The 16,374-nt window shown below is 38.2% G+C and carries 15 protein-coding genes; 11 read left to right on the top strand and 4 right to left on the bottom strand.

Annotated features, from left to right (window positions below):
* Positions 1 to 4: 4 nt before the first annotated feature.
* The 4 genes from DRF61_RS09065 (at position 5) to tpiA (ending at position 4,020) form a co-directional block, all read left to right on the top strand.
* Positions 5 to 685 (top strand): DUF6058 family natural product biosynthesis protein, encoded by a 681-nt coding sequence (locus tag DRF61_RS09065; protein WP_111956162.1) that lies wholly within the window; start codon positions 5 to 7, stop codon positions 683 to 685.
* A 1-nt stretch (position 686) separates the two neighbouring features.
* A complete protein-coding gene (locus DRF61_RS09060; RefSeq protein WP_111956160.1) occupies positions 687 to 1,037 on the top strand; it encodes a tellurite resistance TerB family protein in 351 nt (116 codons plus the stop codon).
* A 28-nt stretch (positions 1,038 to 1,065) separates the two neighbouring features.
* Positions 1,066 to 3,192, top strand: coding sequence for a S9 family peptidase (locus DRF61_RS09055; RefSeq protein ID WP_111956158.1), 2,127 nt, complete (start codon positions 1,066 to 1,068; stop codon positions 3,190 to 3,192).
* A gap of 66 nt (positions 3,193 to 3,258) precedes the next feature.
* A complete protein-coding gene (tpiA, locus tag DRF61_RS09050) occupies positions 3,259 to 4,020 on the top strand; it encodes a triose-phosphate isomerase (protein ID WP_111956156.1) in 762 nt (253 codons plus the stop codon).
* 92 nt (positions 4,021 to 4,112) lie between these two features.
* On the opposite strand, the gene DRF61_RS09045 is transcribed toward tpiA, so the two are convergent.
* The 3 genes from DRF61_RS09045 to dnaG form a co-directional block, all read right to left on the bottom strand.
* Positions 4,113 to 5,378: an esterase-like activity of phytase family protein gene (locus tag DRF61_RS09045; protein ID WP_111956154.1), complete on the bottom strand. Its 1,266-nt coding sequence runs from the start codon at positions 5,376 to 5,378 to the stop codon at positions 4,113 to 4,115.
* A 346-nt stretch (positions 5,379 to 5,724) separates the two neighbouring features.
* Complete coding sequence (gene clpP, locus DRF61_RS09040; protein WP_047487818.1) at positions 5,725 to 6,411, bottom strand: ATP-dependent Clp endopeptidase proteolytic subunit ClpP; 687 nt, start codon at positions 6,409 to 6,411, stop codon at positions 5,725 to 5,727.
* A 122-nt stretch (positions 6,412 to 6,533) separates the two neighbouring features.
* Positions 6,534 to 8,516 carry a DNA primase gene (gene dnaG / locus DRF61_RS09035; protein WP_111956152.1) on the bottom strand — a complete coding sequence of 661 codons (1,983 nt, stop codon included), beginning with the start codon at positions 8,514 to 8,516 and terminating at the stop codon, positions 6,534 to 6,536.
* Between the two features lie 290 nt (positions 8,517 to 8,806).
* Here dnaG and tsaE point away from each other — a divergent pair, with 290 nt between their 5' ends.
* The 7 genes from tsaE to DRF61_RS09000 all read left to right on the top strand — a co-directional run bounded on the left by tsaE (position 8,807) and on the right by DRF61_RS09000 (position 15,462).
* Positions 8,807 to 9,214 (top strand): tRNA (adenosine(37)-N6)-threonylcarbamoyltransferase complex ATPase subunit type 1 TsaE, encoded by a 408-nt coding sequence (gene tsaE, locus DRF61_RS09030; RefSeq protein WP_111956150.1) that lies wholly within the window; start codon positions 8,807 to 8,809, stop codon positions 9,212 to 9,214.
* A 68-nt stretch (positions 9,215 to 9,282) separates the two neighbouring features.
* Positions 9,283 to 10,476: an alanine dehydrogenase gene (locus tag DRF61_RS09025; RefSeq protein WP_111956148.1), complete on the top strand. Its 1,194-nt coding sequence runs from the start codon at positions 9,283 to 9,285 to the stop codon at positions 10,474 to 10,476.
* A complete protein-coding gene (locus tag DRF61_RS09020) occupies positions 10,476 to 10,847 on the top strand; it encodes a hypothetical protein (protein ID WP_111956146.1) in 372 nt (123 codons plus the stop codon). Before DRF61_RS09025 ends, DRF61_RS09020 begins: the two co-directional genes overlap by 1 nt.
* A 49-nt stretch (positions 10,848 to 10,896) precedes the next feature.
* The gene (locus DRF61_RS09015; protein ID WP_111956144.1) at positions 10,897 to 11,670 is read left to right on the top strand and encodes a histidine kinase; all 774 of its coding nucleotides are present in this window, start codon (positions 10,897 to 10,899) and stop codon (positions 11,668 to 11,670) included.
* Complete coding sequence (locus DRF61_RS09010; protein WP_111956142.1) at positions 11,645 to 12,355, top strand: LytR/AlgR family response regulator transcription factor; 711 nt, start codon at positions 11,645 to 11,647, stop codon at positions 12,353 to 12,355. The genes DRF61_RS09015 and DRF61_RS09010 overlap by 26 nt, the downstream gene beginning before the upstream one ends.
* A 109-nt stretch (positions 12,356 to 12,464) precedes the next feature.
* On the top strand, positions 12,465 to 12,854 hold the full coding sequence (locus DRF61_RS09005) for a hypothetical protein (RefSeq protein ID WP_111956140.1): 390 nt from the start codon (positions 12,465 to 12,467) through the stop codon (positions 12,852 to 12,854).
* A 325-nt stretch (positions 12,855 to 13,179) separates the two neighbouring features.
* Complete coding sequence (locus tag DRF61_RS09000; protein ID WP_111956138.1) at positions 13,180 to 15,462, top strand: cation:proton antiporter; 2,283 nt, start codon at positions 13,180 to 13,182, stop codon at positions 15,460 to 15,462.
* A gap of 127 nt (positions 15,463 to 15,589) precedes the next feature.
* Here DRF61_RS09000 and DRF61_RS08995 read toward each other — a convergent pair whose 3' ends face one another.
* Positions 15,590 to 16,255, bottom strand: coding sequence for a hypothetical protein (locus DRF61_RS08995; RefSeq protein ID WP_111956257.1), 666 nt, complete (start codon positions 16,253 to 16,255; stop codon positions 15,590 to 15,592).
* Between the last annotated feature and the right edge of the window lie 119 nt (positions 16,256 to 16,374).

Here is a 16,374-nt window from a genome sequence, read left to right as displayed (position 1 = left end):
GGCCATGGAAAAGAATTTGAGATATATTAACGAAAATTACATTACTGAAGATAAGGTCTGTACTGTAACAGGTATTACCAAAGATGAACTTAATATACTTATTCAAAACCATTTAGTTCCGGATGCCTCTTATGTGATTTCTCAAAATATAAAAATCACTTCATCTCTGAATGATGAATTCCAAAGCGAAATCACTGAAAAATATTTCAGTAAAAATTGTATTCAACTGATTCAGGAGCATAAAAACCTGGAGAACTCTCTACAATATAAAGCTGAATTTAAAGAGAAATTCATTCGTGACTTAATGAAGCATCCCGATAAGAATTTTGCTTACCATCATATTTCGGAAAATGATCTTGAAGATCAACAAAAGATAAATGAAATTTTTGAGGATGAATGGGATGCTTATTGTAAAGGTATTTATGGAATCTGTACTCTCCATTCAACTGAAGAAGAAATCGTAAGAAAGGAAATTATTGTAAAGAAACTCATCCAATTCAACTCCCTGTTTTCTCAAAAGACACTTAGCAATGATGAAAAAGAGGAGCTAATGAAATTAAATGAAGAGTTTAACGAAGTAGCTTCAAAATTTGCACCTTATCAAAGGGAAGCCAGCAGCAGAGGAAAATATCTCGATAAAATTTTAGAACAAAATAATTTAGATCATTTAATAAAGAATTACTAATATGCAAAAATCAAATAAATCAATCGCCGGCTATCATCTTTTAATGATTCTTTCTTCTGTAGACGGAGAATTTGCTCCTGAAGAAGGGATGCTGATTCAACAGTATATGGCGGACGAATTTCCTTTCAGAATGAATCTTGACAATGAACTGGAAACCCTGGCTCTTTTACAACCTGAAGAATGGAAAGACCATTTTGAATTCCACGCAAGATGTTTCTTTGATGATTCTAAAGCCGAGGAACGCGTAAAATTCGCAGAATTTGCTAAAACACTGATCAAAGCCGACAATAAAGTCACAGATGAAGAGCATACTTTCTACAAGCTTCTGAAAAATCTGTGGAATTTGGCATAAAGCCCATACCCAAAAAGCAAAATATACTATGAAAAAATTTTATCTGGGAATATTAATTATGAGCGCATCTACGATACAATCTCAAAAATTTCCTGCCCTTAAAGCTCCGATCGCTGAAAAGCAGGAACATATCCGGGAAATTCATGGTGATAAAGTAAACGATCCCTATTACTGGATGATCGATTATTTTAAAAAGGGAAAAGATTCCACGAAAGTCGTTGATTACCTGAAAGCCGAAAACAATTACTGGGAAGGCATGATGAAAGACACGGAACCTTTCAGGGAAAAGCTTTTCCAGGAAATGAAAGCCCGCATCAAGGAAAAAGATGAATCTGTACCTGTTTTTGAAAACGGATACTATTATTATACCCGTACAGAAGCCGGAAAACAATATTTTAAATACTGCAGAAAAAAGGGAAGCCTTACCGCTCCTGAAGAGATCCTTCTGGATGTGGATAAGCTTGCGGAAGGACATGCTTATTATTCTGCAACAGGCTTCAGCATCAGCCCTGACAACAGTAAACTGGTATATGGAGTTGATGATGTTTCCAGAAGGCAGTATACTTTATTCTTAAAGGATTTAAAGACCGGGAAAACGACCGATCTTGGCATTAAAAATACAGAAGGTTCCGCAGAATGGGCCAATGATAATAAAACCATTTTTTACACAGAGAATAATCCGGTAACCCTTTTGTCTGAGAAAATCAAGAAACATACGCTGGGAACCGATCCAGGCAAAGATGTGACAGTTTACGAAGAAAAAGATAAGACCAATTATATTTCAGTATATAAATCCAAAAATCACAAATACCTTCTGATCTATTCCGGTGCTACCACTTCTTCTGAAACGAGATATCTTGATGCTGACCAACCCAACGGAACATTCAAGGTTTTTCAGCCGAGAATGAAGAATGTATTGTATACGATCACACCTTTGGAAGACAAATTCCTGATCAGAACGAATAAGGATGCGCTTAATTTTAAAATAGCAGAAACTCCTTTGGATAAGACAGGTGTAGAGAACTGGAAAGATTTCATTCCGCACAGAAGCGATGTTTTAATGCAATCTGTAAGTGCCTTTAAAAATTATCTGGTTTTCAGTGAAAGACAGAACGGGCTTACCCAATTGGTTATTTATGACAGAAAGACCGGTAAAAAGGAAGCACTGACATTTGAGGAGCCGGCTTACACCATTTCTTCACTGGAAAATCCTGAATATGATACAGACAATTTCCGTTTCGGGTATACTTCAATGATTACGCCTGTTTCTCAGTTTGAGCAGGATTTAAAGACTGGTAAAAGAATACTACTGAAACAGCAGGAAGTTCTTGGTGGTTATGCTAAAGATGATTATACTACTGAAAGACTTTTTGCAACGGCAAAAGACGGTACGAAAATCCCAATCTCCATTGTTTATAAAAAGGGATTCAAGAAGGATGGAAAGAGTCCGTTGCTTCTTTATGCATATGGATCTTACGGAAGCTCGATGGATGCTTCTTTCAGCAGTACTAGACTGAGCCTTCTGAACAGAGGTTTTACTTTTGCCATCGCTCACATCCGTGGCGGACAGGAAATGGGAAGACAATGGTATGAGGACGGAAAAATGATGAAAAAGAAGAATACTTTTACCGATTTCATCGATGCCGGAGAATATCTTGTTAAGGAAAAATATACCTCACCAAAACATCTTTATGCACAGGGCGGAAGCGCCGGAGGCCTTTTGATGGGTGCTGTAGTGAATATGAGCCCGAATTTATGGAATGGCGTTATTTCGCAGGTTCCATTCGTTGATGTTGTCAATACCATGCTTGATGAAAGTATTCCGCTGACTACCAATGAATATGATGAATGGGGAAATCCGAATAATAAAGAGGCATATTTCTACATGAAATCATATTCCCCCTATGAAAATATTGAAAAGAAAAACTATCCTAACATTTTGGTAACTACAGGGCTGCATGATTCTCAGGTACAGTATTTTGAGCCTGCAAAATGGGTATCCAAGCTTAGGGATATGAAAACTGACAAAAACGTATTATTATTAAAAACTGATATGGATTACGGCCATGGTGGTGCATCGGGAAGATTTGATTATCTGAAGGATATTTCTCTGGTGTATGCTTTCATGTTTAAACTAGAGGGAATTACTAAATAATATCGTGCAGATTATTACTTAATAAATTTGCAATATAATATCAACAAATAACATTTTAATAAGACTATGAGAAGAAAAATAGTTGCAGGAAACTGGAAAATGAATAAAAATGTCATTGACGCACAACAGTTGATGATTCAATTACTGAGCTATAAAAACAATAACACCACCAACTGCGAAGTATGGATTGCGCCGCCTTCCTTATATCTGATGATGGCTAAAGATATCTTCGAAAAGGATGAGATCGGTGTATTTTCTCAGGATATGAGCGAGCATGAAAGCGGTGCTTATACCGGTGAACTTTCTGCAGATATGCTGGAATCTATTGATGTAACAGGTTCATTGATCGGGCACTCTGAAAGAAGACAGTACCACGGTGAAACAGATTCTCACTGCAACAGAAAGATAAAATTAGCACTTGACAAAGGCCTGATTCCTGTATACTGTAATGGTGAAACGCTTGAACAGAGAAAAGCGGGACAGCATTTCGAGGTGGTGAAAAACCAGACTGAAGTTGCTCTTTTCACGCTTTCTGCGGAAGAGATCAAAAAAGTGGTGATCGCTTACGAACCGGTTTGGGCGATCGGAACAGGGGAAACAGCTTCTCCGGAGCAGGCTCAGGAAATCCACGCACATATCAGGAGTATCATCGCTGCAAAATACGGACAGGAAGTTGCTGACGAGGTTTCTATTCTTTACGGAGGTTCTGTGAAGCCTGACAATGCTAAGGAGATTTTCTCTCAACCGGATATTGATGGTGGATTAATCGGAGGTGCGGCTTTAAAACTGGAGGACTTTTCTAAGATTATTGAGGGATTCAACTCATAGGTTTTGGCTAAAATCCATTCCTATTTAATTTAAAAATATACAATCAAAAGCGGCGGCATCTTCGATGCCGCCGCTTTCTTAAAAAAATCTAATTATTGAATATCGACTACATACATTGTTCCTTTGTCTACTTTTCCGGTTTTAGGAAGAATCTTGGCTTTTGGATTTCCGTTTCCGTCATCTAAGATTCCAAAATCATCATCATTGAAGACGGCCAGTTTATTATTTCCCAAATAAACGATTCCTTCAAATTTATCATGCTCATATCCTAATTTTGCCACCAAATCCACGGCTAAAATTTTGGACACCGGCTTGATTCCAGCATTTGTAATTTCATCCCAGGTAGACTGTTCTAAAGTTTTATTGTTAATCTTCATTCCGTCAACGGCTGTAATATCGGTTCCGTTTACATCTGAAGCGCCGGTTATATTAATCCTGTATACTTTTTTAGTGCCACCCTGCGAACCGTAATTCCCGTCTCTTTCGATCACGAGGAATTCTGTACTGCTGATGGCTGTAATATCACAAACCGAGTCTGAACCACCGCCATTTTGTTTATACAGATACTGTTTCGTTTGTCCCGTTGCAATATCGAAGGTTACAATTCTTGTTAAAGTTGTATTGGTTGCCAGAGCCTTTGTTGGAACATACATGGTAGACTGTATCGTTCCTACCAGTGTTTTGCCGTCCGGAGTGATGCACAAGCCTTCCATTCCTCTGTTAGCTCTTCTTTTGGCTAAAACGGCAGGAAGTTTACGTGGTCCTGTATTAACACCTATCGGACTTATTCTTTCCAGTTCTACCCCATCTGCATTGTAGTGAACAATATGTGGTCCATATTCATCCGAAACCCAGAACGTTCCGTCTGCTGCTGCCACAATACTTTCGCTGTCCAGTCCGTAATTATCTGTTCCTAAAACATTTCCTGATGAATCATAGGCCGTTTCACCAGTACTTCCCATTCCTGCAGGATTGGGTAAGCCTGTAATCGGTTGGCCGGAAGGATTCTTAAGTTTAATATATTTAATGACCTCGATATTTCCTTCTGCATTGATCTTAAAATGCATGATGGTAGGCGTAAAATTCGGGGCCGAAAATTTCTTCCCATTCAGGTAGTCTGTATTCGGGCCACGATCGGTGATCACATAAAACTCTCCTTTTCTGGTCGGATGTGCCGCTGCACCTGAACCAAAGCCGCCGTTAATTACATCTACACCATTGACCGTTACTAATTTGGAGAAGGGAAATTCCTGGGGAAGTTTAGCATAATTGATATCCTGGTTATTCATATGGTTGTCATCATCTTTACATGATGCAAGCGCTGTGAATACGATCGCCGATAACAGCAGTTTTTTCATAATTACTTTTATGCCGCGAAAATATACATTGATTGTAAACTGATCTTGAATTTAATAATAATTGTATTTTAACAATACATTCTAAAGAGTATTCATTGTTAATCGTTTTTAACCACCCCGTCAAAAATTCTCTGAATTTTTGCCACCCCCCACTAGAGGGGAATATGAACCGACGAAGTTTTCGTCAATATCAAAATCTTTGATTTTCATAAGACTTAAGTGATCTTTTTCTTCAAAGCTTTTAAACTCAAAACAACTAAAGTGTTTAAAAACTTTTGTCTCTTTTGTGGTAAAACAAAAAAACGCACCGAATCAGTGCGTTTTTCAATTATTCCTAAAAAGGAAATTATTTTTTCTCTGTAGATCTCTGTAAAACTTCGTCTACCATTCCGTAGCCTTTTGCTTCTTCAGAAGTCATCCAGTAATCTCTGTCAGAAGACTTCTCTACCCATTCGTAAGTCTGCCCTGAGTGGTGACCAATGATTTCGTAAAGTTCCTGCTTCAATTTCAACATTTCTCTTAAGTTGATCTCCATATCTGAAGCTACTCCCTGAGCACCTCCTGAAGGCTGGTGAATCATTACTCTTGAATGCTTAAGCGCAGAACGTTTTCCCTTTTCTCCTGCTACAAGTAAAACCGCTCCCATTGAAGCTGCCATTCCTGTACAGATTGTAGCCACATCTGGCTTAATGATCTGCATCGTGTCATAGATTCCTAAACCTGCATAAACGCTTCCGCCCGGAGAGTTAATGTAGATCTGGATATCTTTCGATGGATCTGCACTTTCTAAGAATAAAAGCTGTGCGGTTACGATGTTCGCAACCTGATCGTCAATTCCGGTTCCTAAGAAGATAATTCTGTCCATCATCAGACGCGAAAATACGTCCATCTGGGCAACGTTTAATCTTCTTTCTTCCATGATATATGGCGTAAGATTCGTTGGACCATACATTCCCATATACTGATCGGTAACCAGACCGCTGTTTCCTAAATGTTTTACAGAGAAATCTCTGAAGTCTTTTTTAATGTCCATATTTCTATTATGTATTATTAAATATTTTTTTCGAAGTTTAAATTACAACTTTTATTCCTAAAATTTTATAGGACTTTTTGTCACAGAATAGCCGTCTGATCATCAGTATTATGTCTGTAAATTTATCGTTTCCTATCAATGTAGATTCCTTTGATCGGTGAATATTCAATAATATTGCTCAATCTGATAGATGCTTGTTTCAACAGGGTGATCTTTTTAATCAGTTCATAATACTTTGTCTCATCAGAGCCTCTGTATTCATCCAACTGTCGCGCTGTTTCTTTAATCAGATAATCTATATACCTGTATTTGTGCAACAGAACATCACCTTGCACCTGTTCTGCTATTTTGTCGCCGTAATTGGGAGGATAAATGTTTCTGGAACCCCAGTTCTCCAATTCATCAGGAGGCATCAGAGCATCCACTACTTTAGTGGTGATCTCTTCATCCATGAATGTCACAAAAAAGTTCCCGCTTCTCAGCTCGTCTTTCTGAATACCTTCCTTTACCTGATCAATGATAATTTCATTGCCTTTTACTAAAAAACTGTACTGCTCTTCTTCAAAATGCATCAGGATTTCTTCAATAACCGTGATCTGGTATTCCTCATTTTTTTCATTGGTTCTTTTCAGAACGATATCTCCGAACATCAGCATATGGTCTACAAGTTTGCTTTCCATAAACAGAACATCGTACAGATAAGGATCTTCCTTTTCCTCATTCAAAGGTACAATCTCCAGTTTTGGCTGAACCTTTTCTTTCTGTTGCTGAACATGCTGATGCTGGTTCTGTGTGATCTGTTTCTGAACATCCAGCTCATTGAAAAGACTCTGCTCCGAAAGTCCGAATTTATTGGAAACCTCCTTCAGATAAACTTCTCTTTTTAAAGCATTCTGCACAAAACCTACGGATTTTACAATATCTCTGATCGCTTCAGCTTTTTTAATCGGATCATTTCCGACTTCCCTTAAAAGAATTTCAGCTTTAAAATCAATAAAATCCTTCGCTTCATTTTCAATGAATTTCTCAACATATTCCTGCGGATGTTTTCTGGAAAAAGAATCCGGGTCATCACCATCCGGAAACAGCAGGACACGGATATTCATACCTTCGGTCAGAAGCATGTCGATACTTCTGAAACTGGCTTTGATCCCCGCATTGTCGCCGTCAAAAAGAATCGTTACATTCTCAGTAAGTCTTTTGATGAGTTTGATCTGCTCTGTTGTCAGAGACGTTCCGGAGCTCGCCACTACATTCTCAATCCCTGCCATATGAAGGGCAATCACGTCCATATAACCTTCTACAAGAAGGCAGATATTTTTTCGTGAAATAGCCTGTTTACTCTGATTTAAGCCATAAAGTACATTAGACTTATGGTAAATTTCCGTTTCCGGAGAATTCAGATACTTGGCCGTTTTGACGTTATTTTTAAGAATTCTGGCTCCGAACCCTAAAACCCTTCCCGAAAAACTGTGAATCGGGAAAATAACCCTTTCCCGGAAACGGTCGATCCCGGAAGGTGTATTCTCAGGAAATATGGAAAGTCCTGATTTCTCAAGGATTTCCTTCGAATACCCTTTTTCTTCAGCATACACTGTAAAGGCATTTTTCTTTTCCGGTGAATATCCGAGCTGGAATTTCTTTATGATATCATCCTTAAGCTCACGTTCTCTGAAGTAAGCCAGACCAATACTTTTTCCTTCTTCCGAATCCCAAAGAATATCCTGATAATAGGAGTTGGCAACCTCATGAATCTTATACAGCTGATCTTTTTCCGTCTGTGCATGTTTTGCCTCTTCAGAAAATTCCCGCTGATCTTCTTCAATTTCAATTCCATACTTTTTAGCGGCGTGACGAAGGGCTTCAGGATAGGTGAAATTCTCGATTTCCATAAGGAAAGAAATGGCCGTTCCCCCTTTTCCTGTTGAGAAATCTTTCCAGATCTGCTTACTGGGCGAAACGACAAAACTCGGAGATTTTTCCTCATGAAAAGGACTGAGTCCTTTAAAATTAGACCCTGCTCTTTTCAGCTGAACGTACTCTCCCACTATTTCTTCTACCCGTATCGTTGAGAAAATTTTATCTATGGTCTGTTTGGAAATCATAGTGTAAAAATAAGTAAATTTATAGAGATGGAGAAAGTGTTTTGCATTCGAGTCGGAGTGTTTTAGAGTTGGAGTGTAGGAGAGTTTTAGGGTTTGAGAGTTTTTCAGAGTTTAACAATGACTATATTAAATATGAAAAACAAATATTTCTACAATTAACAAACAAAAAACCATATTTCCCACAACAACCCGCCACTCTATCACATTTCCACACTCCCCCCTAAAACTCTCCAACTCTCAAACCTTCCCAGTCTCCAACTAAATTGCTTATTTTTGCACAAATTACTTTTATGCAGTTCACTATACAAGAGATCAAAGACTGGCAGGAAGTTGTCGATAAGATTATTCCTGACTTAAAGCATAACATTCTTCTTTTAAAGGGAAACCTGGGTGCAGGAAAAACAACATTTACTCAGTTTCTTCTTAAAAATATGGGAAGTAATGATGAAGTCAATTCTCCTACCTACTCTATTGTCAACGAGTACAGCACACCGGAAGGAAAAATTTATCATTTTGACCTTTACCGTTTAAAAAACATTGAAGAGGCGTACGACATTGGCATCGAAGAATACCTGGATAATGCTTTTTTATGCATCATAGAATGGCCGGAAGTGTATGAAGAAGAGCTCCACGGGCTTAACTACCACACAATGAGCATCGTGAATACAGGGGACGAAAGAGAAGTTTCATTCGAGTAAATATTATGTATCTTTGCTTATTAATTCATTGTAAAATAACAACCTGTAAGACCTAATTTAATTAAAGAATGAGTACTACAAATATTTTTACTCCTTTCACTGAAGAAGAATTGATGCCGAAGGAAGAAAAGTTGGAGGTTATAAAGAAAGGAAAACAGTTCAGCATTGGAATTCCTAAGGAGACCTGTCTTAACGAAAGGAGAACATGCATTACTCCGGATGCAGTACAGGTATTGGTAGAACACGGTCACGAGCTTATTATAGAAGCAGGTGCCGGAGAAGGTTCTTTTTTTACAGATCTTCAGTATTCTGAATCCGGGGCGAAGATCACCAATGATCCCAAAGAGGCTTTCGGACAGGATCTTATCCTAAAGGTCAACCCTCCTACAGAAGAAGAAATAGACTATATGAAACCCAATACGTATTTGGTTTCAGCTCTTCAGATCAACTTGAGGGACAAAGATTATTTCTTAAAACTTGCAGAGAGAAAGATCAATGCCATTGCTTTTGAATTTATCGTAGATGAGTATAAGCAGCTTGCCTTAGTAAGACTGATCGGTGAAATTGCAGGGACAGTTTCTATTTTATATGCGTCAGAACTTCTTGCTCTGTCAAACGGCTTAATGCTGGGTGGCATTACAGGAGTAAGACCGGCAGAAGTTGTTATTTTAGGAGCCGGTATCGTAGGCGAATTTGCCACGAAAGCTGCCATCGGACTTGGAGCCAGTGTAAGGGTTTTTGATAATTCACTTTCAAAGTTGAGAAGGCTTCATACCTTAGTAGACAGCCGTGTTCCGACTTCCATTATTGATCCGAAAGAATTGAGCAAAGCTTTAAGACGTGCAGATGTTGTTATCGGTGCCCTTCCAAGATTGAATATGACCCCGATCGTTACTGAAGAAATGGTCGCAAAAATGAAAAAAGGAAGTGTAATTATTGATATTACGATCGACAACGGCAAGGTAATCGAAACCTCTGAGCTTACGACCATGGATAATCCTTATATTATCAAACACGGTGTAATCCACTGCGGACTTCCGAATCTTACGTCCAGAATGCCAAGAACGACTACAAAAGCGATTTCCAATTTCTTCCTTTCCTATATCCTGAATTACGATGAAGAAGGAGGTTTCGAAAATATGCTGATCCGCAAAAACGAAATGAAGCAGAGCCTGTATATGTACAAAGGAAGACACACCAAAAAAGTGATCTGCGACCGTTTCGGACTTACTTACCATGATATCAATCTTTTAATTTTCTAATGAAAAAAGTTAAATTCTTTTTAATAGGCCTTATTCCGGGTCTGATTCTTGTATTTTTTATTCTAAACAAAAAAGGGGCGAGCTGCAGCGGATATCTTCCCAACAGCCGTGTGATTGCAGAAACCCTGTCCAAAGAATTCAAGTATTCTGAAGACGTTAAAAACGGGATGAGTACGTATAAAATTGATGAAAAATTTATAAAAGACAGTATCATTACCAAAGGAAAAATAGATTTCGACAGAAGTCACGCACAGAAGAAGCCTTGTCCTGACTATGTTCTGACCTATCCTGAGAAAAATCCTTCTTATGAGATCACCTTTGAAAAGTGTGAGGAAACGGTTAATGTAAACAGTCTGAAAAAACTGAAATAATCCTAAAGATCTTTTACTAAATTTGTAGAAGATCATTAAAGCTATTTTTATGGAAGGCAATTACTACATGATCCACGATTATCTGATATTCATTGGAGTTTTTGCTATTTTCTTCCTGCTTACGGTCAGTATTTACCTTTTCAGCCAAAACAGCAGGATTAAGAAGAAAAATATCCGCCTTTCCGAAACCAACAGGATTATCGAACAGAAACTGAATGAGGTTCAGCTGGAACATATCGGTACGAAACTGAACCCCCATCTGTTTAAAAATATTCTTAATTCTGTGCAGTCGCATGCTTATCAAACCTATATGTCTCTTGATAAACTTGCGAATGTTCTGGATTATATCCTGTATGAAAGCAACAATAAATTTGTCAGCCCCAAAGAAGAACTAAACTTCGCCCTAAGCCTCATCGAAATCAATAAAATAAAGATCAATCCTCTTTTTGATTTCAGGATCAAATCAAAGATCAATAAGTCTGATGTGGTATATGAAGAAAAAGTCTTTGCCCCGCTGATCTCCGTTGATCTTATTGAAAACGCCTTTAAACATACTGATTTTCTGGCCCAGGATTCTTTTATTTCAATCTATCTGGAGCTTGAAAACAGCATTTTCACCATGAAAGTAAGCAACAAAGCTTCATTGAAAAATATTCTTGAAAAGGAAAACAGCGGTTTCGGAAGCCAGTCACTGGATCAAAGGCTTAAAATGATTTACAGCAATCATTACCAGCTGGAAAAAAGTTCGAAAAACGGTATCTTCACGGCAGAATTACAAATCAATTTAGGAGAGTTCTATGATAAAATGCGTTATTCTCGATGATGAACTGCTGGCAATCAGCTATTTAAAACTTCTATGCGAACAGATCGAAAATGTAGAAGTCGTAAAAGCATTCAATGATCCTAAAATTTTCCTGAGCGAAATAGACAATATCGACTGTAACCTCTGCATCCTGGACATTGAAATGCCGGGTATGACAGGACTCCAAGTGGCAGAGCTCATTTCCGGTTCCAAAAAAATCATTTTCACGACCGCTTACAAAGAATATGCAGCAGAAGCTTTCGACCTCAATGTAGTCGATTATGTCAGAAAACCCATCAAAAAAGAAAGACTGATTCAGGCCTTTGAAAAAGCAAAAGAACTGGTAGACATTCCTCATAAAAAGGATTTGATTGAATGGAACACCAATATCGGCAGAACTGTGATTTTTACTGAACAGATCGCTTATATTAAAACCTCAGAAATCGATAGCCGCGACAAAGATATTATTCTGAATGACGGAACCACGATCGTCTTAAAAAACCTCAGCTTTAAAAACCTCCTTGAAATGCTTCCTCCAAAGGATTTCGCACAGGTGAATAAAAAAGAGATTATTGCCCTGTCTTCCATCAAAGTGTTTTCTACCAACGAAATTATTACTACAATTCAATCGGATGGCGATAATTTTCTTAAGCTCCAGATCGGAGAAGCTTATAAACATTCATTAATGGAATTGTTCGGAAAGTAGATCTTTCAGACATTTAAGGTTTCATTGCAGAATCTGGTGGTTTCATTACACCCTCCCACTTTACATTAGCTGTACAGCGTATTTTTGTTGCAGATTAAATGATTTTATAATGAAAAACATTATGTATGCAGTAGGAATTCTCATATCCGGACTTTGCTTTTCCCAGGAATCTGGTCCAAAGGTCAAGGCCTCCTTTTTTGATGGAATTGTAGTGGCCGGATATGTAGATCATGGAGCTTTTATCAACTTTACAGGCCCTAATATGAGCTTTACCCATAAAGGCCTTAAACTTATTGCCGGAATGCTTCCTTCACTCCGGATCAAAGAGGACCATTCTCCCGGAACCAAAAACAGCCCGGTTACGCCTAATCTGGGAGCTGGTCTTACGGTAGTTTATAAAAAAATTGCTCTTCAGATACCCGTCTATTATAATACAAAAACAGCCGCAGAAAGCGGAACCTGGAAAGTTGGAATCGGATTGGGGTATTCGTTCAGATAGACTTTTTTGAAGTAAAGAAGATGGAGGCCCGGAGAGTGAAGTTATTGAGGTCTGAAACATAACTGAAATACAGTTTTATTAATTTCCAGAGCTGCTTTATACTAGCTACCCTTGTCAAGGTTTTGAACCTTGACAAGGGTAGGAAATCAAATTTTAAAATAGATATTAAAATAAGTTCTCAACAATAACGTCCGACCTCCCTTTTCCAGCTTCCCAACCTCTTCCGGTTTTTATTACATTTTTTAGAACATTTATTACATTTTAAAAAGAATAGTATTTAACATCAATATATTCTTATCAACTTTGCATTAAAATATTAGGAATCATGAACTGGGGAAAATACAGAAATTTAATTTTTTACATAGCCACCATCGCCTTTTTTTCCTGTCTGATGTACTTCTTCATCATAGAGGGACAGACGCTGGAGATCAAGGAAAATATAGTAACAAAAACCAACACGGGCTCTACCTGGGAAAATTTCCAGGAATCTTTTAAAGCAAATCTTCATCATCCGCTCGCACTTCTTCTGGCACAGATCGTCACCATTATCCTTGTCGCCAGGCTTTTCGGGTGGATCTGTATGAAAATCAAGCAGCCTACGGTAATTGGTGAAATGATCGCGGGGATTGTTCTAGGCCCTTCATTGCTGGGTATGTACTTCCCTGAGTTCTCAGCTTTTCTTTTCCCGAAAGAATCTTTAGGTAACCTACAGTTTTTAAGTCAGATAGGCCTTATCCTGTTTATGTATATCGTAGGGATGGAGCTTGATCTTAGTGTGTTGAGAAAAAAAGCACATGATGCAGTGGTAATCAGCCATGCAAGTATCATTATTCCTTTTGCACTGGGTATCGGGCTTTCTTATTTTGTATATCAGGAATTTGCACCGGAAGGTATTCAGTTTACCTCATTTGCCCTGTTCATAGCAATTTCAATGAGTATTACCGCATTTCCGGTACTCGCCAGAATTGTTCAGGAGAGAAATCTTCAGAAAACCAAACTGGGAACAATCGTTATTACCTGTGCTGCAGCAGATGATATTACAGCATGGTGTATTCTTGCAGCTGTTATTGCCATTGTAAAAGCAGGCTCTTTTGCCAGTTCCATCTATGTGATCATTATGGCTGTCGCTTATGTCTTTTTAATGATTAAAATTGTAAGACCGTTCCTGAAAAGGATCGGAGATCTTCAGGCGGGTAAAAACACCATCAGCAAGCCAATGGTCGCTATTTTCTTCCTGACACTTATTCTTTCTGCATATGCTACTGAAGTTATTGGTATCCATGCATTATTCGGGGCATTTATGGCAGGAGCTATTATGCCGGAAAATGCAAAATTCCGTACCCTTTTCATCGATAAGGTTGAAGATGTGGCTTTAGTGCTTCTTCTTCCATTGTTCTTTGTATTTACAGGTCTCCGTACACAAATCGGGCTATTAAATGACAGTCATTTGTGGATGACGGCAGGGTTTATCATTTTAACAGCTGTTACCGGTAAATTTATAGGAAGCGCACTTACCGCACGGTTCGTCGGAATCAACTGGAAGGAAAGTTTAACGATTGGTGCCCTGATGAATACCCGAGGATTAATGGAGCTTATTGTCCTGAACATCGGGTATGATCTTGGAGTATTAAGTCCAGAGATCTTTGCTATGCTGGTGATCATGGCTTTGTTTACCACTTTTATGACAGGACCGGCTTTAGACTTTATTAATTTTATTTTTAAATCTAAAAAAAGCTCAGATGAAGATAGTCCCGGCAATAACGATTCAAAATACCGTGTACTGCTGTCTTTTGATAAGCCTGAATCCGGAAGCACACTGCTGAAGCTAGCCCATGATTTCACCAACAAAATGAACGGCAACAAAAGTATCACAGCCATGAATATTGCTCCGGTAGATGAAATGCACGCTTATGATATCAATGAATATGAAGATGCACAGTTTAAAAACGTTATTGAAACTTCTCACGACCTAAAACTTGAAGTCACTACTCTTTTCAAAGCTTCCACGGATATTGAAAGTGACCTTGCAGGCATTTCAAATAAAGGAAATTACGACCTTCTTCTGATTATGCTCGGCAAATCTATGTATGAAGGAAGTTTACTGGGAAGGCTGCTAGGATTTACGACAAAGATCATTAACCCGGAAAAACTTCTGAACACGGTAAAAGGTAAAGGAAATATTTTCAACAATTCTCCTTTTGACGATTTTACCCTCCAGATCCTTGATAAGACCCATATTCCGGTAGGAATTCTGGTAGAAAAAGATTTCAAATCTGCAGATAAAGTATTTATCCCTATGTTCAACCTCAGCGATTTTTATCTGTTGGAATATGCTAAAAGACTGATCAACAATAACAATTCCCAGATCATCATTCTGGATGCGGCCGGACAGATCCGCAATAATATCGAGGTGAAAGAACTGATCAGAAGCATTGAACAGGTAGCCCCGAATCATATCACTTTATATAACGAGAAAAAGATCGAGAAAGAATTCCTGAACTCGCAGGATCTGATGCTGGTGAGCAGCAAAAGCTGGAAAAACCTGATCGATACTAAGAGCCTTTGGCTGTCTGATATTCCTTCGACACTGATTATCTCGAACCCATAGAATTAATATAACAATGTAGCAGTATAACAATGTAACAATAGAATAATCCCAGGGTATTATAATAGATATTTGTAGTATCCGGCCTGATTAAATGATTGATAAACTGGTACATTGTTATATTGTTACATTATTTTTCCTTCCTGAGTTTTAGAAGTTTTTGAAATGCCTCAAAAATTCTTTTCTGCTCTCCTTCAATATAATCACTGCTGAAAGGTGCACCACAATCCAGACTATTGGTTACATGAACCAATTTTCCTTTTTCAAAATAATTCCGGTTTTCTTCAACCTCTGATTTTTTAAAGTCAAAAGCTTCCGTATCATGATTTTCTTTCATGACTTTGACATCATAAAACATCGGACGGTTGTAGGTATATATCTTCTCAAAAACAAAAGACAAATGTCCGTTAAGCAGATAATATTCGGTAAGTACCTGCCCCATTTCTCCGTAAAGTCTTGCCGTTATTTTTTCTAAGCGCCCTTTCTGTTCATAAAATACAGCTTCCCCGCCTTCTGCGGATTCCCCTTCTATGTCTTTCTTTTTGATGGAACTCCATTGAGTAATGGAATTGATTCTTTTAAAATTGGCTCGGATCGGTTTCAGCCTGTCTGTTAAATATTCGTTGACGGCAATATCATTTTCTCTGAAAGATTCTTTGATCTTTACCGTATCAGATGATATGACCTGTAAAGAAGCAGGAAGCTGATGCTTTCCAATTTCGGGTGTGAAAGTTTCCGCATTACTCCAATGTATGGCAGCAATTACTACCAGTAAAGTATAAAAACAATTCTTCATGATCATTGTATTTTGCCGTGATATTGATTTACTGCTCTGTAACAAAGCTAGTTAATCTTCATGATAATGCAACTATGTAGGGTGGCTCATTGGTGCATTCTATAATAAAAACCAACTTT

Source organism: Chryseobacterium lathyri, from assembly GCF_003290185.1.
Taxonomy (GTDB): Bacteria; Bacteroidota; Bacteroidia; order Flavobacteriales; family Weeksellaceae; genus Chryseobacterium; species Chryseobacterium lathyri.
This window is presented reverse-complemented; position numbering and strand designations above follow the sequence as displayed.